The 21837-nt window shown below is 26.4% G+C and carries 14 protein-coding genes and 1 pseudogene; 11 read left to right on the forward strand and 4 right to left on the reverse strand.

Annotated elements, in window-relative coordinates; translation table 11 throughout:
* Positions 1–27: 27 nt before the first annotated feature.
* The gene (locus ACQPVP_RS10220) at positions 28–1134 is read left to right on the forward strand and encodes a hypothetical protein (RefSeq protein WP_430849656.1); all 1107 of its coding nucleotides are present in this window, start codon (positions 28–30) and stop codon (positions 1132–1134) included.
* Between the two features lie 94 nt (positions 1135–1228).
* Here the strand turns inward: ACQPVP_RS10220 and ACQPVP_RS10225 are convergent, their stop codons facing one another.
* Complete coding sequence (locus ACQPVP_RS10225; RefSeq protein ID WP_430849658.1) at positions 1229–1831, reverse strand: GerMN domain-containing protein; 603 nt, start codon at positions 1829–1831, stop codon at positions 1229–1231.
* A gap of 226 nt (positions 1832–2057) precedes the next feature.
* Here ACQPVP_RS10225 and ACQPVP_RS10230 point away from each other — a divergent pair, with 226 nt between their 5' ends.
* The gene (locus ACQPVP_RS10230; protein ID WP_430849660.1) at positions 2058–3263 is read left to right on the forward strand and encodes a DUF6398 domain-containing protein; all 1206 of its coding nucleotides are present in this window, start codon (positions 2058–2060) and stop codon (positions 3261–3263) included.
* 47 nt (positions 3264–3310) lie between these two features.
* On the opposite strand, the gene ACQPVP_RS10235 is transcribed toward ACQPVP_RS10230, so the two are convergent.
* Positions 3311–4324 carry a hypothetical protein gene (locus tag ACQPVP_RS10235; protein WP_430849662.1) on the reverse strand — a complete coding sequence of 338 codons (1014 nt, stop codon included), beginning with the start codon at positions 4322–4324 and terminating at the stop codon, positions 3311–3313.
* A gap of 144 nt (positions 4325–4468) precedes the next feature.
* On the opposite strand from ACQPVP_RS10235, the gene ACQPVP_RS10240 reads away from it, so the two are divergent.
* The 9 genes and pseudogenes from ACQPVP_RS10240 to pulA all read left to right on the forward strand — a co-directional run bounded on the left by ACQPVP_RS10240 (position 4469) and on the right by pulA (position 20459).
* Complete coding sequence (locus tag ACQPVP_RS10240) at positions 4469–4807, forward strand: arsenate reductase family protein (RefSeq protein ID WP_430849664.1); 339 nt, start codon at positions 4469–4471, stop codon at positions 4805–4807.
* Positions 4808–4825: 18 nt separating this feature from the next.
* A complete protein-coding gene (locus ACQPVP_RS10245) occupies positions 4826–5233 on the forward strand; it encodes a hypothetical protein (protein ID WP_430849666.1) in 408 nt (135 codons plus the stop codon).
* Between the two features lie 145 nt (positions 5234–5378).
* Positions 5379–5684 (forward strand): hypothetical protein, encoded by a 306-nt coding sequence (locus ACQPVP_RS10250; RefSeq protein ID WP_430849668.1) that lies wholly within the window; start codon positions 5379–5381, stop codon positions 5682–5684.
* A 54-nt stretch (positions 5685–5738) separates the two neighbouring features.
* Positions 5739–5807: pseudogene (locus ACQPVP_RS10255) on the forward strand (hypothetical protein); the annotation flags it as partial.
* A gap of 175 nt (positions 5808–5982) precedes the next feature.
* Positions 5983–6618 carry an amylo-alpha-1,6-glucosidase gene (locus tag ACQPVP_RS10260; RefSeq protein WP_430849670.1) on the forward strand — a complete coding sequence of 212 codons (636 nt, stop codon included), beginning with the start codon at positions 5983–5985 and terminating at the stop codon, positions 6616–6618.
* Positions 6619–7396: 778 nt separating this feature from the next.
* Positions 7397–13378 (forward strand): M60 family metallopeptidase, encoded by a 5982-nt coding sequence (locus tag ACQPVP_RS10265; RefSeq protein WP_430849672.1) that lies wholly within the window; start codon positions 7397–7399, stop codon positions 13376–13378.
* A 57-nt stretch (positions 13379–13435) separates the two neighbouring features.
* Positions 13436–16249 (forward strand): immunoglobulin-like domain-containing protein, encoded by a 2814-nt coding sequence (locus ACQPVP_RS10270; RefSeq protein WP_430849674.1) that lies wholly within the window; start codon positions 13436–13438, stop codon positions 16247–16249.
* A gap of 186 nt (positions 16250–16435) precedes the next feature.
* Positions 16436–17404 carry a flippase-like domain-containing protein gene (locus ACQPVP_RS10275; RefSeq protein WP_430849676.1) on the forward strand — a complete coding sequence of 323 codons (969 nt, stop codon included), beginning with the start codon at positions 16436–16438 and terminating at the stop codon, positions 17402–17404.
* Between the two features lie 196 nt (positions 17405–17600).
* Positions 17601–20459, forward strand: coding sequence for a type I pullulanase (gene pulA / locus ACQPVP_RS10280; RefSeq protein ID WP_430849678.1), 2859 nt, complete (start codon positions 17601–17603; stop codon positions 20457–20459).
* Positions 20460–20589: 130 nt separating this feature from the next.
* On the opposite strand, the gene ACQPVP_RS10285 is transcribed toward pulA, so the two are convergent.
* Both ACQPVP_RS10285 and ACQPVP_RS10290 read right to left on the reverse strand, forming a co-directional pair.
* Positions 20590–20766 (reverse strand): energy-coupled thiamine transporter ThiT, encoded by a 177-nt coding sequence (locus tag ACQPVP_RS10285; RefSeq protein ID WP_430849680.1) that lies wholly within the window; start codon positions 20764–20766, stop codon positions 20590–20592.
* A 283-nt stretch (positions 20767–21049) separates the two neighbouring features.
* Positions 21050–21613 (reverse strand): serine/threonine protein kinase, encoded by a 564-nt coding sequence (locus tag ACQPVP_RS10290; protein WP_430849682.1) that lies wholly within the window; start codon positions 21611–21613, stop codon positions 21050–21052.
* Positions 21614–21837 lie beyond the last annotated feature (224 nt).

Below are 21837 nucleotides of genomic sequence, written 5' to 3' on the forward strand. Positions count from 1 at the left end.
TCAGGAAAGAACACTTATTATAAAGACATGGAGATAATTATTTCTGATGGAAGTAACGGGGAAAATTTTACCATTGATTTAAAAGATATAGAAGGATATAATCCTAGAATTATTATTGGAAAATATAACTTTAATAGCCTTAATGATATATTATTTATTGTGGAAAATAAAAATGAAGAAGGTATAACTGCTTTATTATATACTTTAGATAGAGAGAAGTTTATAAAAATTTTTGATAGTAATGAATATAATAAAGATAAATTTAAAGTTATCTATAGCAATGGATATATAGTTAATTTAATCAATAATAAGAATAATGAAAAATATAGAATTGATATTAGAAATAAAGAAAAAAAGTATATTGATGAAAAATATAATGAAAATGGAAATCTGAAAAAAATATTAATTGGTGATGTCTTATCAATGCATGATATAGCTTCAGTTAGAAATAAAAATGAAGAAATGTTTGATTTATTGATAAAGCAAAGAATAATAGGAGAAAATATTAATGATATTTTAGGTGAGATAATAACTGTGTTAAGGTTCGATGATATGAGCTTTGAAGATGTTGATACTATTATATCTATTGTAAGTAGTAATGGGGGGAATAAAAGTATTAGAAAAAATAAAACTAAAGATGAGACAATAGATTTTTCAAATATAGATTTTATAGAATCAGAGTATAAAGCGAATTTAAGAATTGAACGAGCATTGGAAAAAGAGTTTTTATTAAATCCTAATTGTGATAATTTAAGATACTTGTATAACAGAATTAAATTAAAAGATTCTAATAAATATCAAATATTAGTTTATTTAGAAGGACCTAAATTTTGTACAGAAAATGGTGGAACCTTAGTAGTGATAGAAGAGAAAAATAATAGTTATATTATTACATCAAGAATAAGAAATATTATAAATCCTATAATTGTATCAGAGAATATCAGTAATGGATACAAAGATTTAATAGTAAAGGTAATAAATAGAGGTAAAGAAGAGTTAAGGGTATTAAAGTATAATGGCAATTCATATCCTATAAATCCTCTAAAAGAAGAAAAACTCAAAAAGAATAGTAAAGTAAGAGGAGTATCTGTTATTTCTGATGATTTATTTTATATAAAAGGAATAGAATATTAAAAAATGTAATGATTATAAGAAGTTTATAATGTTATGATAATAATAGAAATAAATGGACATCCCCAATTTTAAATTGGGGATTAAATTATTAGATTTATTTTAATTCAATAGCATTATTCAAATCTACTTTGAAAGCTTCTCCTTCAGACATTATAATATGTCCTGATGAATAAGGTTTTCCATCTAAATTTATTATAACATTATCTACATTGAAATAGCTTCCAAATGTATTACATATAGCAGTAAGCGTACTTGATTCAGCTCCTGCACCTAAATTTTGTGCTTCTACAAAGTTAGATGAAAAATCAAGTGTTACTAAAGATTTTTCAGTATCAACAGTACATGAATTTAATAATATATCATTAGATAAAGCGGGTGAAATGTCACTATTAGGTGATGTTTTCAATTCATCAATTAAAGAATCAGCTATTTTATCTGATTTAGCTTCAATAGTAGTATTTATGTAGACAACTTCATCAGATACACCATTATAATAATAAACTTTTACATTTTCTTTTTTACTTTGATCAGTATCTTTATTAATCTCGTTATTTTCTACATCATCTTTAGAGGTTGTACTATTATCACTTATAGTAGAATTACTATTTTCTTCATTAGTAATATTATTAGTATTACAAGAAATTAATGAGAATGGAATAGATAACGAAAGTAATATTGCAAGTAATTTCTTTTTCATATAAGATTCCTCCAAACTTAATATCATTAGTATAATAATGTTATGTTAAGTAAATTATATCATAATAAAAATACTCTTACAAATTAACTAATTTATTTTAAATATCTAAATTATTATTTACAGTTATATTTGAAAAAAATATATAAATATCATATAATATAAAACATCGGCTTAAACATAGTTTATAAAAGTTTAGATACCATAAAGAAAAAGGAGAAAATAAGTAATGCAAAAAACAACTGCAGTAAATAACGAAAGATATTTAGAAATTATAAGTATTATTGAAGAGGTTTGTAAAAATAATTTAGGTGAAGAATACTTGTTTCTTGCAGAAAACTTATGTAAAGAAATATTTAAATTAGAAAACTCTAACTTAAGTAAAGGTAAAGCTAGTTCTTGGGCATGCGGAATTGTACATGCATTAGGATTAAAAAATGGGTTATTTACAAATAAATCTACTATTGATATTAAGGCTTCAGATTTTTATAAATTATTTAATGTAAGTAGTAGTACAGGACTTTCAAAATCTAAAGAAGTAAGAAATATGATAAATATTGAAGATGATAAGTGGTTATTATCTTTAAATAATAAAGATAATAATTTAGCAGAGAATGAAGTAGCTATTGATATTGAAGCGGAAGTTAAAATAGAGGAAAAAATTGAAGCTTCAGTTGAACTTACAATTGAAGAAGATGAAAATTTAATTGAAGCTAATAAGGTTGCTAATGATGCTTGGAATCAAAAAAACTTTAAGCAAAAGGTAAAGTTGGCTAATGAAGCATTAAAAATTAGTGAAAAATGTGCAGAAGCTTATATTATATTATCTTACGATAACTCCTTAAATGTTGATGAACAAAAGAGATTAGCTAAAAAAGCTGTAGAAGTATCTAAAGAAGTTATCGGCGAAGAAAACATAGATAAATTTATAGGAAAGTATTTAGATTTAGAAATAACAAAACCCTATTACAGTGCAAAATATAGACTCGGAAATTTATTATGGAGTATTAATGAAAGAAGAGCGGCTATAGATGAATTTAAGGAATTAATAAGATTATGTCCTGAAGATAGACTATTAATAAGAGGAACTTTACTTTCTTGGCTAATTTCTGAAGGATTGGATGAAGAGATTGAAGAAGTTTTATCTATTTATAAAGATGATTATTTAGCATCAACTAAGTTTTCAAAAGCACTTTACTTATTTAAATTAGGTAAATTAAATGAAGCAGAAAGAGCTTTAAGAATTGCAAATGCTTCAAATCCTTTTGTTGTAGATTATATAACAAAGCAAAAAAAAGTTCCTAAAATTCAACCTGAATTAAAGAGCCTAGGTTCAGAGGAAGATGCAATTTATTATATTAAAAACTCAGAGTTTGCATGGAATTCAGTAGATGGATCTAGAAATTGGGTAAAAGAATTAAGAGATAAACTTTAATACTCTAATGGGAAGTGTCTAACTTAATGTAAATTAGACACTTCTTTTTAAATTTCATAACTATATAAATTAATTAAATTTATTAGAAGTTTACTATAACCTTCATATGAAGAAATAATAGATGGAAGATTATTTTTATCAGATAAATATTTTATATATCTTGTTTCATTATTAAAATATAATGAAAGAAGCCTTTTATAATAATTAGAATTTAGCCCATTATAAACTTTATCTAAAACATAACTTTTAGGAATAAAGGACCTATCTAATATTTTTTTATATATAAAATAGTATAATAAAGATAAAGATGTCTTTTCAATTTGTCTATAATCATATTTTTTAATATTATCATAATCATTTTCTAGACTAGATAAAAATTCAAAGGTCGATGGATGCAATAGTAATAAATCTTTATTTAAATAACTAAGAAGAGAGTTTGTGTAAAAAGATATGTTATTTAAAAAGTTCCATAAATCATTTACATCAAAGGGTTCTAAATTTATATTTTCAGCTATTTTTATATGCATATCTGTAAGTATTCTTTGACTTTCATTTGAAACAATTCCATTTCCACATATAGTAACATTTCTAACAACATCAAAAGCAATTCTTTTATCTTCTTTAGCTCCAATAGCATATTTACCATCACTATTGAAAAAATTAAGGGTAGATAAACAAAAATGAATTAATGAAATTAAAGCTAAATAAGAATATTCTATTTTATTAATTCCAATAGAAAATAAGGTAATAAAAACAATAAAATCAAAAATTGGTCCAACCCAGAAAAAAATTCTAAGTTTTTCTATTAAAATATTATATTCGAGCTTAGAAGATATTTTTATTGAATTAAAGTATATTTTACTAGTTACGAAGTTATCTTTAAATGTTAATATTCTTATTTTAACTTTTGAATCTTTTTTATATAATATTAAAGGGAATAAATAAAAACTTGAAGCTTTAAAGCCTAGTATTAATGATGTTATATAATGTACTATTTCATGAGAAAATAAAATAATGTATTCAATTATAATAATTTTTAAAGTAGTTAGTATAAAATTCAAAAACATCATTCCTAAATAGTAATCTTAATTATTAATATACTTTTATTACTATAAAAAGTGATTAATTTTAATAAATATATTATCTTTATAAATTTATTTTTATGTTATAATAAATAAGCAGTTTTTATTATTGAGGAGAAAAATATGAATATACAAATCTTTGGAAGAAAAAAATGTTTTGATACTAAAAAGGCAGAGAGATATTTTAAAGAAAGAAAAATAACCTTTCAATTTATAGATATAGATATAAAAGGACTAAGCAAAGGTGAATTAAATTCTATTAAAAAGAATATTCCTATAAGTGACCTTATTAATGAAAAATCAAAGGAATTTAAAAGCTTAAATTTAGATAAAATAAGAAGTAGTGAAATGAAAGAAGAGATTTTACTTAAAAATCCTAAGTTGTTTAAAACACCTATTGTGAGAAATGGAAGTTCAGCTACTTTGGGATATAGAAAAGAAATTTGGGATAAATGGGAATAAAATTTTAAGGTGAAACAAATGATTAGGATTAAAATACAAAAAGGAAAAAGTAATAATCCAATATTTAAAATTAATATAAAGGATAAGGATTTAAATAAATTTATATTTTTAAGAAGAGCTTTATTAGAAGGAAAAGTTATTAAAGGTAACTTTAATTATGAAATTCCCTTAAGATATTTGGTGCCAATAATTAATAATATAGATAAAGATTATTTATCTATAGACAGGTATAGTCAATTAGAATTTTTAGAATTCTATGATGAATTTGAAGAAAAATATTATGCTAGTTTTATGGCAACAGCAAAGTTTATGAGATTATGGAGACAGGAAAGATGCCCAAATATTTTTAAAGTTAAAATTGATCCTAAAACAGTATCTATATCTAAAGAAATTGTATTTAAAAAAGTTAATTTAAAATTTGAATGAATAATATGAAAAAGAATCAAAGTTAATAGCTTTGATTCTTTTTTATAATTAATGAAGGAGATGAATTTATATGGATTAGCATTAAAGCTAATAGCTAGTATAAATATATGTAGATCATATATTAAGTGTTACATAAAACCAATTTTTGTGTTTTCATACAATACCTACTAACTTATCTACACCAAATTATTTATATGAAGAAAATAATTATTACTCTGTAGAAAATAGAACTGGATTCTTAGGGTTAGATAATCATTATACTCCTTATGAGATTAACTTAGAAATAAAAGCTATGGAAACTAAAAGGATGTATTTAATATGTACAATAGAAAAAGAAATAAATAAAACTGGGTTTGAAATAGAAGAAGAATATAAAAAAGGGTTAGTTTTATGTAGTAAAAGATATGATGATGCCAGAGAAATATTAGAGTCTTTTTCAAAATATATTTAAAATGGACTAGTACCTAATTTATTTCCTGATAACAATACAGAACCTCTTTATAATAGTGTAGATGACTCTCTTTGGTATTTTCAAGCTGTATACAAGTATTTAAAGTATACAGGAAGCAAATAAGATTATAGCTTTATTAAAATAAAAATATATGATAAACTAGTTGAAATATTTAAAGCATACTCTACAAAGACATCTTTTTCTATAGGAATGGATATTGATGGTTTAATTTTTGAAGGTTCAGGGTTAGATCATAAGAGTAGGGGATATAGTAGTAACACCAAGACATGGAAAGCCTGTGGAAATAAATGCACTTTGGTATAATGCATTGTGTATAATGGAAGAGCTTAGAATAAAGTTTAATAAAGAGGACTTGCATTATAAAGAATTAGCTAACAAAGTTAAAAAGTCTTTTAATGAAAAGTTTTGGAATAATGAAAAAGGGTGTTTATACGATGTAATTGATGAAATAGAGGATAAAATACGTCCAAATCAAATTTGGGCAGTATCATTACCATTTCAAATTTTAGATAGAGATAAAGAAAAATTAATAGTAAATACAGTTTATAAACATCTTTATTCTACTTATGGATTGAGATCTTTATCATTTATGGATGAGGAATTTAAAGAAAAGTATATTGGAAAGCTAATTAATAGAGATTTGGCATACCATATGGGAACTACATGGAGTTTTCTTATTGGCCCATTTATTACAGCTTATTTAAAAGTAAATGATTATAGTAATAATTCAAAAGAAAGGGCTAAAAAGATGATAAGTTTATTTGGAGATCATTTAAAGGATGGATGTATTAATGGAATTGCTGAAATATTTGATGGAAAATTTTCTTGTACAAGTAGAGGATGCTACACTCAAGCTTGGGGAGTAGGAGAAATTCTTAGAGCTTATAAAGAGTTAAATAGAAATCAAGAATAAATAGTGAATTTTTATATATTTATGATATAATAAATATATAAAATGTGAATATAAAAAGTATAAAAATATATTACTAGTTAATTTGCTAGTATGAAGATAATAAATGGGTAAAGTAAATTTATTTTATCATTTTATATAAGAGAAATATATTTCATAAAAATGAATATTTCTATAGAATTAAGGAAATAAAGGGGATTTCCAAGAAGTAAAAGAGCACGTTAAGGTTTTTCTATATTTATTGCTAATAAAATTAGTAAAACTTTAACAGCTCTTTTTAGTTTATATTATTTTAAAAGATACAGATTTAGATAATAACATCAATTTTTTAGGTGTCGACAAAGTCGACATCTTTTTTGTTTCTAAAACATTACGTTTATAGCAGTTATGAAATATTAATATAATATAATTTATAGTTAGAATTTAAAATAGCTGTGAAAATACTACAAATTATTACAAAATTATGTCGAATTAATTAAGAACATGAATAAAAAGTATTGAAAAATATTGCGAAATTATGGTATATTTTTAAAAGTAAAAATTATAAATCTGTTAGGTTGATATGAAAATAGATTTTTAGCTCCATTCGTTAGCTATTTATAATAAACTTGTATATTTTATGAGATTGATAACTAGATTATCTAATATTCATTTTGTTTATTGGGTTTTCTCTTTTTTTAGAGGTAATTTATTTTTAGAAAATTTAATATACTTTCTAAGATTAAGAGAAGCAGTGTTAATTTAACTTAACAGAATGAAAGAATATAAAGGAGGTTAAAATATGAATAGAAGAAAAATATCAGCTATGGTAGCAGCAGCTTTAATAACGAGTCAAGTGCAAAACATAGCATTTGCAGAAACTATAACTAATAATCAAGAAGTAGAGATTGTAAATGAAGTCGTTTCTGAAAATGTAACTGAAGAAAATAGTGAAGAAATACTGGTATCTTCAGAAAATAATGAAGGAAATCAAATTATAGAAACACAAGTTGTTGATGAAGATTTATCTTTAGAAGAAAGTATATCAAATGATGAAAAAATAGAAGTTAATAATACGTCTAATAAAGAAGTACAATCAAATGAAGAATATAATTTAACAGGAAATTTAGAAGTAGATTTAAATTTTGCCACACCTATAAAGATTGCTAATTCAGATAAAACTAATATAACAGTAAAACTAAAAGGTTCATCAGGAGAAATTGGAACAGTTAATTTAGGAAATGACACAACTAAAGGAACAATTGGTGATGTAACTTATTCATTAGAAGCTTTAGATTCGAAAAGAGTAACATTAAAAGATGATGCGACTGAATTAGGTTTTTATCATTTAACATTTGAAAAACTTCCTGTTGGAGTTTATACTATTGAAATATCTGGAAGTGGATATATTTCTACAACAGTATCTAATATAGAGATTCAAAATACATCTAAAAGAGTTTTACTTGGAACATCAGATAATGTAATAGTATTAGATGATAAAGGAACAGAAGATACTTTAGATGACGTGAAAGAAGAATATTTAGGAGCATTTTTAGTAGGAGACATAGATGGAAATAAATCTGTAAATAAAGATGACTATGAAGCTTTAAAGTCTGCTGTAAAGAATGGCTCTACAGATCCTAAATATGACCTAAATAGAGATGGAAAAGTAGATATAACTGATTTAACTTATGTTCATCAAAATATTAATAAATCTCAAACAGAAGCCATAATAGAAGATACTGATATGATATTAAATCCAGAAAATATTAATGTAACATTAAATGAAAATACATCAGTAAGTAATGGTGATATTAAGGATATTTTAAAAGATACAGATTCTGTAGTAACATTAGAATCCAAAGCAGAAATAAGCGAAGATAACCCAATAGAAATACCAATGGATTTATCTGGTTTAACAAGAAGCTCAAATAATATTGAATCTATAAATATACAAGCTCCAAGTGAAAATTCACCATCAAGTGGAAAAATAGTTATACCTGGAGCTGGTGAAGGTGGAAAAGATTTAGAAGTTAAATTTGATGAATCTAACATAACTAAATCGGTATCAAGAACAGCAGATGGACAAGCTATGGATACAATAAAGATAGATTTAGGTAAGCAAGTAGCCGTAAGTAAGATTACTATAAAAATTACTGGAAGTAGATCTAATAAGAATTTAGCAGAGATAGCTAAGGTTGAGTTTTTAAATAATGTATATAAAGAAATGCCAAAACCAAAAATGAATATTCCTGTTATAAGTAATTTTACTAGTTCAACCGCTGTTGGAAATGAAGCTATGACTATAGGTTGGGAACATGAAACAAATGTAACTGGTTATGAAATAAAGGTTGAGAATTTAAGTAATAATACAGTTAGTACATACAAGACTAGTGAAAATTCTCTAAAAATAGAAAAGGTATCACCTTATGGAATTTATAGAATTAGCATTCAATCATTATCAGGTGATTGGAAGAGTGGATATAAGGATGAGCAAACAGGATACAATGCAACTGCAACTGGTGATACTAATTTGACTAATAATTCAAATGATAAGGATGGAAAGCCTGATAATGTTGATTCAGATTATAATCCAATGGCTTGGAATTCTGATTCAGGAAATTTAAGTGAAAGTGCAAATGGAGAAAATGGAAGTAACTTTGGTAAAGATTCAATAATAGAAGTACAAGTGATACCAGAGACAGTGCCAGAAGGACCAGAAGGATTAACAGTAAAAGGTGGATATAAACAGCTTACAGTTTCATGGAAAGCACATGCAAAAGCAAAAGATTATGAACTATATTATAGAAAAGCTGGAACTAAAGAGTGGTTAAAGGCAAATGATAATGGCGAAAAATATGTTGATTCTAACTTAGAGGATAATATTCCAACAGGAGTTTCAAATTTATCACCAGGTGTTACTGATAAATCAGATTTTATAAGATCAACTTCATATACAATAACAGGATTAGAGGATACAAGTAGTTATGAAATTATGATGACAGCAACTAATCACCATGGAACAGGTGGATTATCACAGGTTTATATAGGTTCTACTACTACATTAGTTCCGCCAATAACAACTAATTATAATCTTATAAATAGCCCAAATGATATAACAAAACATATAGAAAAAGTAGAGTATCTGGGTAAAATAGATAATGATTATTTCATAGATAATGAGTTATCAGTTGTAGATAATGATTATTCTACAGCATGGACTTGGAAAAATTGGGATACATCTATTTATGGTAAGAATGGTCCAATAGTTACATTTGATAAAGAATATAAAATTGATACTATAAGGTTAATAACAAGATTAGATATATCATCTTGGCCATATGAGGCTAATATAGGATTCTTAAATGAAGAAACTGGAGAATGGGAATATAAAAATGCTAAAATAAGTTTAAGCAATAAGGATAAGGTGGTAACATTAAAATTATCTGAACCTATAACAGCTAAAAAAATACAAGCTAATATATCAGTATATCCGGGATCAGGATCAGGGAAAGTAAGTATTTCTGAAATGAAGTTTTATGAGTATGATAGTTTAGAAAATGATGTGGATAATTTATTTGCAGATGATTTAAAACTATCTTTAAAGGATGATGTAAATCAAGAAATTATAGATGATCTTACAAATAGAGCAAAAACTATTGATCCAATAAATCTTGAATACCATCCAAATCAAGAAGAGATATTAAACAATCTACAAAGAGCTCAAGATTTATTAAATGATGTATTATTAAAGGATAATATAATAACTTTAGATTCAACAATACATAATTTAGCTCCTCAAAATACAATAGGACAAACTAATAATTATCAAGCTCTTGGAGTAGCAGTAAAACCAGGAGATAAGGTTACTATATATATAGGTAGCCCAAATAGAAAAGATACAAAGTTTGATTTAGTATTAACTCAATTTAATGCTGAAAGTGGAACAGCTTATAAGGTAATAAAAGAGTTAAGTATTGGAAAGAATGAAATAGAAATTCCTGAAACTGGTTTTGATATGAACTATGAAAAAGGTGGAAATCTATATATAGGTCTTAAGAGTGGTTTCGCAGATAGTAACACATTTAAAGTAAGAGTAAGTGGAGGAACAGAAATACCACACTTAAATGTTAATAATATTATAGATGATGAATCTAAAGAGGCTGAAGTTAAAGAAAAAATAAAAACTTATATTAGAGAATTAAGAACTTATGTAAATTCTTTACCTAATAGATATCCATCTAGTGCGACTATAGAAGATAATGTAAATAACATTTACACATATGATCCACAAACTTCAATACTAAATGCAACAGATATAGAAGGAGAGAGAATTACCCTTTCTCTTGCAGCGGATCAAGTACTTAATGGAATACAAAGTGGATTATCAGGAGATGAAGATGCTCAAGTAGATAGACTTTATAATACATTACTTGCATGGGAACAATTAATGAAGATTTCTTATGCACAACAAGGTTTACTTGAAAATGCAATAGATTTTGATGGAGATGGAAAAATAACAGATACGAAGTTAGATGTTCTTGGCGGAAAGAGTGAAAATCAATATTACAATGAAAATAGAGCACCTAAAAATCGTATTAATATTAAATATCAAAGAATGTTTACAGGTGCATTTATGTATGCATCATCTCATCATGTTGGGATAGGATATGGTTCTATTGCTGGCACTATGTCAGGGGTTCCATTTGAACTTGATTCAAATGGTAATATAATAAATTCATCAAATGGACAGTTATTTGGATGGGGGATATCTCACGAAATTGGACACGTCCATGATAGGCCAGGTTTAACATATGCTGAAACAACTAATAATATTCTAGCACTTATAACTCAAACATTTAATGATATAAATGAATCTAGATTAGAAGGCTCAGGATATAAGAAAGTTTATGATAAGGTAACTTCTAATAGTGTAGGATTAGCAAGTGATGGTCTTGCTAGATTGGGAATGTTCTGGCAATTACATTTAGCTTACGATAATGATTATACTTATAAGATGTTAGATATTAATACAGATAATAATTTAGAAAATGATACATTCTATGCTAAATTATATAGAGCTACTAGAATAAATGGAACAGCTTCTTCAGAAGCAGGATATGATTCAACAGCTCAAACATTTATAATGAGAGCTTCAGATGCTGCAGGAAAAGATTTAAGAGAATTCTTTGAAAAATGGGGATTAGTTGCTAGTCCTAAGACAAATGAATATTTAAATTCTAAGTCATATCCAAAGGAAGACAAGGCTATTTACTATCTAAATGATGAAGCAAGAAGGCTTAGATTAGCTGCTGGAAGTAATACAAGTGCTATAACTATGGCGACTGATACTAAAGTAAATGCAAGTTTTGGTTTAGATTCAACAGGTAAACAAATAACTGATAGAAGCTATTTAAATCAAAAAGAAGTTCCTTTAACATTAAGTGTAAGTAAGGATTCAGATAAAATTTTAGGCTATGAAATAATAAGAAAAGAATCAACATCTTCAGGAACTAAAGAAGTTGTAGTTGGATTTGTTGAAAGAGATAAAGATGGTGAAAATGGATTAACAAATTATGTAGATGAAATAGATACTGTTAATAATAGAACATTTGAATATAAGGTTAAAGCTTACGATTATAACTTAAATGTAACAGAAGAAACTACAATTGGAACTGTAAAAGTAAATCATGACGGAAGCATAGCTAAGAGCAACTGGGTCTTTGATACAAACACAAGAAGCTCAGAAGATCTTTCAGATGAAAATTCAGGACATGGACAAGTTCAAGATGGAAGTATTAAAAAGATAAATGATAATGATGCTTCAACTATATATACAGCTTCAAAAGCAACTGATAACAATGGTAATGTAGTATCAGGAGATCCATATGTAACTATAGATTTAGGAGATTCTAAATCAGTTATAGGCTTAAAATACAACCCAGGACAAGCTGAGACTAAGAAGTTCTCATTAAAGAATTTCTTTAATAGAAGTTCAGAAACTACATATTCACCAATAAATAAATATGAAGTTTATGTAAGTAAAGATGGAAAGTCTTGGACTAAGGCCCATTCAGGAACTTTTGATACAAGTAAAGAAAATACAATTTACTTTAATGAATCAGGAAGTAGTTTAAATACTCAATTATGGTCATATGATGCACAATATGTTAAATTGGTAGCTAAAGGAGCTACGGCTATTTCTATAGCAGAGCTTGATATATTAGGACCAACAGGAGATAACATAGAAATAGGCATAGATAACGGAGATAAAATCTATAAAAATGGAGTAGGTAGATTAAAATCGGATTATACTTATGCAGATGGTCAAGTTATACCAGCAGGTTCAATAATAGTTACTGGTGAGTATAAAGGAGATCCTGCATTTAATGTACCATTAGTATTAAATGAAAATGATGATAACTTTGCAAAAGAAGCTAATGCTATTTTACTAGCTGAATTACCAGAAGACTCAGTTCTTGGAGAAGTTGCAAAAGGAACTTGGTTATATTGGATAACTCCAGACCAACAAAAGAAAGGTAATATAGAAGGTACTAAGATAAAGGCTGAACTTTATAGATATAATAAATTAGATTCTACAGGAGCACCAGTGGGTCAAAGATTAGTAAGTGATACATTCTTATATGAATTACCAAGTGACCTGAATAATTTACCTGAAATAGAATTAAGTTCTTCTAAGGCTAGAACTTTATCAAGTAACACTACTAATATTACGGAAATTAATAGTGATTTAATTAAAAATACATTTAATAATAGAAATTAAGTTAGGGGGCTATCTCTTTTGAGATAGCACCTATAATTAAGGAAAGGAGAAGTAAATATGAAAAAGAATAAGTTAAAACCATCTTTAAAAGTTGCTCTAGCATCTACAATAGCAGCAACTTCTGCAGCGGCAATAGTATATGCTACGCCTGAAATTATAAAAACAGTTGCAGCTGAAGGTAGTACAGAGAAAATTATATTAGATGTAAATAGTATTGATGAAGATACAGTAAAAGTTTCTTTAGATAATATAGAAGATATACCAAAAGCACTTCAATTTAGCATAAAACTAAATGGAGTAGTTTTAAAAGAGGAAAATGGTAATCCTATAAAAGATTTAATAAATAAGGATAAATCAGATAAAATATTAACGGATTATTCTTATAATAAAGATACAAATACGATAGATGTTTTAATAACATCAGAAGAAGCTTTACCTAAAAACGGAAATAAGGTAGAAGTTTTTGAATTAGATATAGAAAAAGATCCTAATAATACAAGTAGAACATATAGTATTACTGATAAAGATGGTACAGAATATAAATATGTAAGCAATACTAATAAAGAGTATGTAATGGGTGTAGAAGTAGCTAATAATGAATTATCAATAAATACAGCACCAACAATAAAGAAAAAAAATAATGATTATATAGAAATTAATGTTGCTGAAAAAGTTTCGTTAACTAAGGAAGAATTAAGTAAGTATATAGAAGCTACTGATATTGATGGAGATAATATAACTTTTGAAGTTAAGAATGTAGAGGATAAAGTTATAACAGAATTTACTTCAACTACAGCAGGTATATATGATTTATATGTAACAGCTAAAGATAGTCTTGGAGCAGAGTCAGAAACATTAAATATTCAAGTTAAAGTTAATGATGTAGATCAAGATCCAATTATAACAAGAAATGATGAAGAGCTTAAAGATGTTACTATAAATGCAGGTGAAGTATTTAATTTAATGGATGAAATAAAGGCAGTAGATGCTGTTGGAACTTCTTTAGATGTAAAAGTTAAGTCAGATAAAGAGCTTAATTTAGATCCGGCAGTAGATACTATATATAACATAACTTATACTGCAACAGATAGTCTTGGTAGAACAACAGAGAAAACTATTAAATTAACAGTAAAATCAAATAAAGCACCAGTAATAACTGGAGTTAAAGATTACACTTTAACGGTTGGAGATGAATTTGATCCAAAAGCTGGTGTTGAAGTATCAGATGAAGATAAGGATATAGAATTAGCTGTTGAAAGTAATGTAAATACAAAAATTCCAGGTGTATATAAAGTTATATATAGTGCTACGGATAGCGGAAATAAGACAACAACAGTTCAAAGCATAGTTATTGTAAATCCAAAAATGGAAACAATAAATAGTGTTCCTGTAATAGAGGCTAGTAATATAGTAATTCAATTAGGGGAAGAGTTTAAGCCGTTAAATGGAGTAACTGCAACAGATGCTGAAGATGGTCCTATAGGTAAGATAGATGTTGTAAGAAATGAAGTTAATAATAATGTAGCAGGAAAATATGAAGTTACATATAGTGTAACAGATAGTAAAGGAGCAAGTGCTACAAAGACAATAAATGTAATAGTAAATGATCCTCCAAAAATAAATGCTGAAAATAAGACTATAAAGTTAGGCGAAAAATTTGAAGTATTAAGTGGAGTAACTGCAACAGATAAAGAAGATTCAAATATAACTGATATAAAGGTTACAGAAAATACAGTTGATGTAACTAAAGAAGGAACGTATAAAGTTACATATAGTGTAGTGGATAGTCTTGGAGGAAAAGCTACCAAAACAATAAAAGTAATAGTTAAAAAGGATATTGTTTTGGCAGAAAGTATAACTATAAATAATAAATTTGATAGTTTATATATAGGAAGTAGCAAGATTTTAACAGCAACTGTGGACGAAAAAGCTGAATTAAAAGACATAGAATGGTCAACAAGTGATGAAAATATAGTATCAATAGAAGTTATAGGAAATGATATTAAGATAATTGCTAAAAAGGAAGGAAAAGTAACTATAACAGCTAAAACTAAGGATGGAAGTAATAAATCTGATAGCGTAACTATAGATATACTTAATTATGAAGATAATGTTACAGATTTCATAAAAGATGTTATAGATACAAATGTGGTTATTCCTGTATATGGAAGTGGTCAATCTGATTCACCACTAGAAATGGAAGTTCAAAATGTAACAGTCGAGGACTTTAATAAATTCTTAAAAGATATTAAGGAGTTAAATCCAGTATTACTTGAAAAATATGATGATGGAGATTTTGTGGTTTATAAATTAAAACTTGAGAATAATTCCATAATGGCTAGATTTCTTAGATTATTTAAGGAGTCAAGTACCAAAGAAGGATATATAACTTTAAAGATAGCTAAGAATTTAGATAATAATGAATCTATGATAACTAGCTTAGATGAAATTTTAAAAACAGAAGAAAATCCAGGAGAAGATAATAACCAAAACGGAAATGGAGATACAAGCACTCCAGGAGAAGATAATAACCAAAACGGAAATGGAGATACAAGCACTCCAGAAGAAGATAATAACCAAAACGGAAATGGAGATGCAAACACTCCAGGAGAAGATAATAACCAAAATGGAAATGAGGATACAAGCACTCCAGGAGAAGATAATAACCAAAACGGAAATGGAGATGCAAACGCTCCAGGACAAGATAATAACTCTGAAGATGTATTTATTCCAGGGGAAAATAATTCTGAAAATGAATTACAGGAAAATAACAGTAGTAAACTACCTATAACTGGACAAGAAAGTATTTTAGGATATTTAGCTTTAGTAGCAGTAGCTATAGGTGGAGTACTATATAAAAAGAAAAAATAATATTATAAAGGGAGCTATCTCAAAAATAATTGAGATAGCTCCTTAACTATTTAAGTATTTACATTAAAAAAAAGAAAATGTCTGTGCAATATAACTTAAAAATATTTTGTATTTATATTGTTATTGATATATACTTAAAAGTATTAGAAATTATTTTAGTGTACGTAAGTCTTAGGGAGAAATTATATGTTGATGAATGTAGAGAATAGAACAAAAGTAAGGGTTAAGATTATTCTAATGATTAGTATCTTTATATTGATACTTTTTCAATTTAAGAAGATATTTTCAGATTTTGATATACATACATTTTACACATATGAGGACAAACTTTCTTTTATTAGATTAAGTATTATTGCTATTCTAGGATTATTATCTTATTTACCAATGTCTTTATATGATTTTATAATAAAGGATACTTGTAATATTTCATTAAATAATAAAGAACTTTATAAGTCTTCTTTCATAGCAAGCTCTATTTCAAGTATCATAGGTTTTGGAGGTACAGCAGCAATAGCCCTTAAAAGTTATTTTTACTCTCCTTATATTAAAGACAAAACAGTTTTAGTTAAAGAAATTTCAAAGGTAGTTTTATTAAATTTTACAGGCTTTTCTGTTATTTGTTGTATTTATTATATATTAGATGTAAAAAGCATAAATAATATTGGTATAGTAGGATTAGGAATACTGTTATCGGCTTTATATGCACCAATTCTTATTATATATAACCTAAGTAGATATAGAAACAAGAAAAAAAGAGATAATGCTATAAAGACTATTATGATAATGATACTTTCAATTTTTGAATGGATTGCTATGGCTTTATTATTGTTTTTTATTCTAAGAATGTTAGGTGTTAATTTGTCATTGTATAAGATCTTTCCAATATACGTAACATCATCAGCTATAGGTATTATTAGTATGATGCCAGGAGGAATTGGTGGATTTGATGTCTCTTTTATAGTAGGGGTTGGATCATTAGGTATAAATAAAGAGGAGGCATTACTAGCTTTAGTTTTATATCGTATAAGCTATTATATAATTCCATTAATAGTTGGTATAGCTTTATTTTTATATCAAACAAAAAAGAAATTAAATAAAAATTATTTTGAAATTATGAGATTGGGAGCAAGAAAAATAAAATATAAAATTAAATAAAGAGATTAAGTAAAGTTATAAAAATATTGAAAATAGGTGGAGTAATTATGATTGTAATTTATAGCATACAATTATAATTAAACACCTTATTTTTTTATTTAAAATATAAAATTATTAAAAGATTAACATAAAACATCTAGGGGCAATAATTATAAATGAACATAAAATATAATAGAGTAGTATTGGAGTTGAAGGCATGAGTAGTTATATGGAAAATAAAAATCATAGAGGTTCATTAGAAATTAAAGCATCTTGCAATGAATTTTACTTAGGAGAAGAAATACAATTAATTGCCTTAAGAGAGTCTATATACGGAATAAAAGAAATTCAAAATGTTATGTGGAAAATAGATTATATAGGAAATGAAATAGTTTTAAAAAATAATATAGTTAGAATTAGTCCTTATTTAAAGGGCACTAAATATTTAAAGGTTATCTGTAAAGATAAAGATACAGGAGATATGGCTTCTAGAAAATTTCATATTATCTTAAAAGAAAGAAAAGAAACATTAGTTCATTTTATAAAGAATGATGGAGATTATTTTGGGAATGGATATAAATGGGGGTTATGGGCCTTCTCTAATGATGGAACTTCTTATGAAGTAGAACTAAATGAAAAAAGTGATTTTGGTAAATGTGCTTTTGTTAAAGAAGAAAATATAATAGTGAGAAGAAAAGCTTGGGGGGAAAACTGGGGAAATGATTGGTCTGAGCAAACAGTAACTTTTGAGATTCCAAATAAAATAAGAAATTGCTATATAGTCTATGGAGAAAATAAATTAATTACTGATTTAGATGAGGTAATAGATTTTATTAAACCTAGAATAGAAATAGCAATAATGGATGATAAAAATTATATAGTTGCTTTTTTATCAAGAGAGCCTTTAGATATAACTGAATTTTATATTTATATAAATGGAGTAAAAAAAGAAAATATTAAATATAAAATTGATAAGGTGTTAAAAAGAGTGGAGTTTATTGACTTAAACTTAGGAGTTTCTTCACGTGATTTAATTGAAGTACGTGCAAGTGATACATTTTTATCCTGTAAAGTTACAATGAGAAGATTTTTAGATAAGTATTATTATGATGGAAATGACATGGGAGTAACTTTTAGCAAAGAGTATATTAATTTAAGAATATGGGCACCTACAGCATTTCAAGTTGAGTTATGTATATACGATAATTGGTACGATATAAAAGAAAAAATATCTTATAGAATGACAGAAGATAATATAAGTGGGACTTTTAATAGAAAAATTAATAGAAAAATTAATGAAAATAAGTTTTATATGTATAAGATTTATTTAAGAGATATAGATAGGGATGGAATAGAATATATAAAAATAAATTATGTAGTTGATCCTTATGCTGTTTCAGTAGGTGTTAACGGTGAAAAGGGATATTTAGTAGATATAAATAGTATTAATGTTATGCCTTATGGTTGGCTTTTAGATAAGAGACCTAGGTTACTAAAAAAAGAAGATAGTATAATATATGAATTACATCTAAGAGATTTTACAATAAGTGAAGATAGTGGAATTGATAAAGGAGTAAGAGGAAAGTATTTGGGATTATCTAAAGAAGGAGCCTTATATAAAGATAAAGAAAGTAAGGTTTGTGTAAAAACTGGAATAGATCATTTAAAAGAGCTTGGAATAACACATATTCATATTCTTCCTATTTTTGATTTTGGATCTGTAGATGAAAGAAAGTCAAATAAAAAAGGAAATAGAAATTGGGGATATGATCCTAAAAATTATAATGCTCCAGAGGGAAGTTACTCTAGCGACCCTTATAGTCCTGTTGCAAGAATTATAGAGCTTAGAAAAATGATAAGTAATCTTCATAAAAATAATATAAGAGTAATAATGGATGTTGTTTATAATCATATGTATGAAACTAGAAATTTAGATAATATAGTGCCAGGATACTATTTTAGAAGTAATTTCAGAGGCAGACTTACAAATGGTTCTGGTTGTGGTAATGAAATTGCTACAGAAAGGCCCATGGTTAGAAAATTTATTTTAGATTCTATAAGGCACTGGATTAAGGATTATAATATTGATGGTTTTAGATTTGACCTTATGGAATTAATAGATATAGATACCATGAAGGAAATTGTAAAAACTACAAAGGAATTCAATGAAAATATTTTAGTTTATGGTGAACCCTGGAAGGGGGGAGAATCTGATTTAATAAATGGAACCTATAAGGGAAGTCAAAAAGGAGAAGGCTTTTCAGTATTTAATGACACTTTTAGAGATTTCATAAGAGGAAATAATACTCCGGCATTTGGATTTGTAAATGGGAATCAGCATGATGGACCAACAGCTTGGAGTATGATAGAGGGACTAAAAGGTTCTATAAATACATTAACATTAAATCCAGGAGAAAGTATAAATTATGTTGATGCTCATGATAATTATACTATTTGGGATCAAATTGAAAGAAGCTTAACTCCTAATATAAAACCAGAAGAATATAGAAAAATAGAAGAAGAATATATATTTGAGAATCCATTGGTCAGAAGGAATATCTTAGCACTTTCAATAATTTTATTATCTCAAGGTATACCATTTATACAAGGTGGTGCAGAAATTTTAAGAACTAAAAATGGAGATCATAATAGTTATAAAAGTTCTGATAATATTAATGCAATTTTCTGGAGAGATAAGGCAAAATATTATGATGTGTTTAAATATATAAAAGAATTAATAAAAATTAGAAAATCCTTTGATGCATTTAGATTTGATAAAAAAGAGGATGTAAGCAATATTAATATTAGCTTTTTAAATGGTGATGAAAAAGTAGGTGTAATAAAGTGGCATTATAAAAATAAAAATAGTAATGAAAAAATAAATGAAATAATTGTAGTTTTTAATGCTACGTCTATAGATAATTATAATATAAATCAATATATAGAACCTACTAAAAGTAGAGAATGGTGTATTCTAGCAATAAATGATTTAATAAATACAAATGGAATAAAAAAGGTTAAATACAATGAAATTCCTTATTTAAGGTCTTTTTCAATTTTAATTATGTATTCATAATAGATTACTTGTAATTATAAAGTAGTTGTGAACAATGAAATAAAATGTAAGCTTAATTTATAAAAGTAAGGCAGAAAATTAGAGTTCCTGCCTTACTTTATATTTTTAGTGTGCATATAAATTACTTTTTTCAACTATCTTTGTTACAGGTAATAATGAAAGGATTACTTAAAACTACTAATAAATTTCCTTCAACTACAGAGCCGTTAACAACAAAGGAATAAAGTACTGGAGACCAGCCTTCTGGAGCAAATTGTCCAAAGAATAGTACACCGGATATAAAGTGAAAGATAAATCTAACAAACATACCAAAGGTTGCACCTAGTATTTTTTTATTTTTGAAGAAACCAGTCTAGCAATTATTTTTGTATCTAACTTGATTTTCTTAAATTTTATAAGTGCTAGAATTAAAATAACAAGTCCTATAAGTGTTGCTAAAGATAAAGGATTATTAAATATTTCTGTAAATCCTTACTTTATTGTATTAATAAAATTAGTCATAAAAAAACCTCCTAAAATAATGCTAGGAGGTACATTAGCAGTTAATTAAAAAATTATCACCAATATATCGTGACTTGCCTACGCTGGTATTATCCATATCTGTATATACGCTTTTTTCTAGAGTTTGCAAGATAATCATAGGCATCTGTCCAATAAGATAATAACTCGGGCTTATATTCTAATACATCTTTTAAAAACTTATCAAACATATGGTATTTAACTAGAATTTTAACTATATCCTTTGGATAAGGAGTAACTTTAGTATAAGGTTTTCTTGGGTCAATAACTTTAATTTTCCCTTTAGAATTCACAAAAATATGAGCATTTCTAATATTAAGCCTTTTAAACTTAAGCCTTTTTAAATCTTCTAATAAATCTATTATTTCCTTAGATAAACTATATGGTAAGCCATGTTTAGAAATATATTGCATAAGATTTACTCCACCAACATATTCCCTTATCAATATGTTACTAATCCTTACTATAGATTTTGGAAAAAAAGGGCTATCTACGGTTTGTTTAAGTATTTCATCTTCACTCTTAGCATTTTTTATATTTTTAAATACTTTAAATGCATAACCTTCAGGAGTTAGATAAACTGAACCTTCTGCACCAGAACCTAATAACTTAAACTCTTTTGCTTCTAAGAGCATTTATAACACCATACCTAATTATTACTTTTAATTATTATATGCTAATAAACTAATTATGCTATTAAAGTAAGTATATAAATAAAGAAGGTTGTCGATATAAAATGGAACCTATAAGATAGACACTTATAAAAGAGAGTCTATCTATATCAATGTCACTTAGTTAACATTATGGCAGCCTAATAAAAACATGAAGCTATCGCTATCTGTATAAAAAATCCGCTAGC

The organism is Clostridium nigeriense (assembly GCF_050585265.1).
Taxonomy (GTDB): domain Bacteria; phylum Bacillota; class Clostridia; order Clostridiales; family Clostridiaceae; genus Clostridium; species Clostridium nigeriense_B.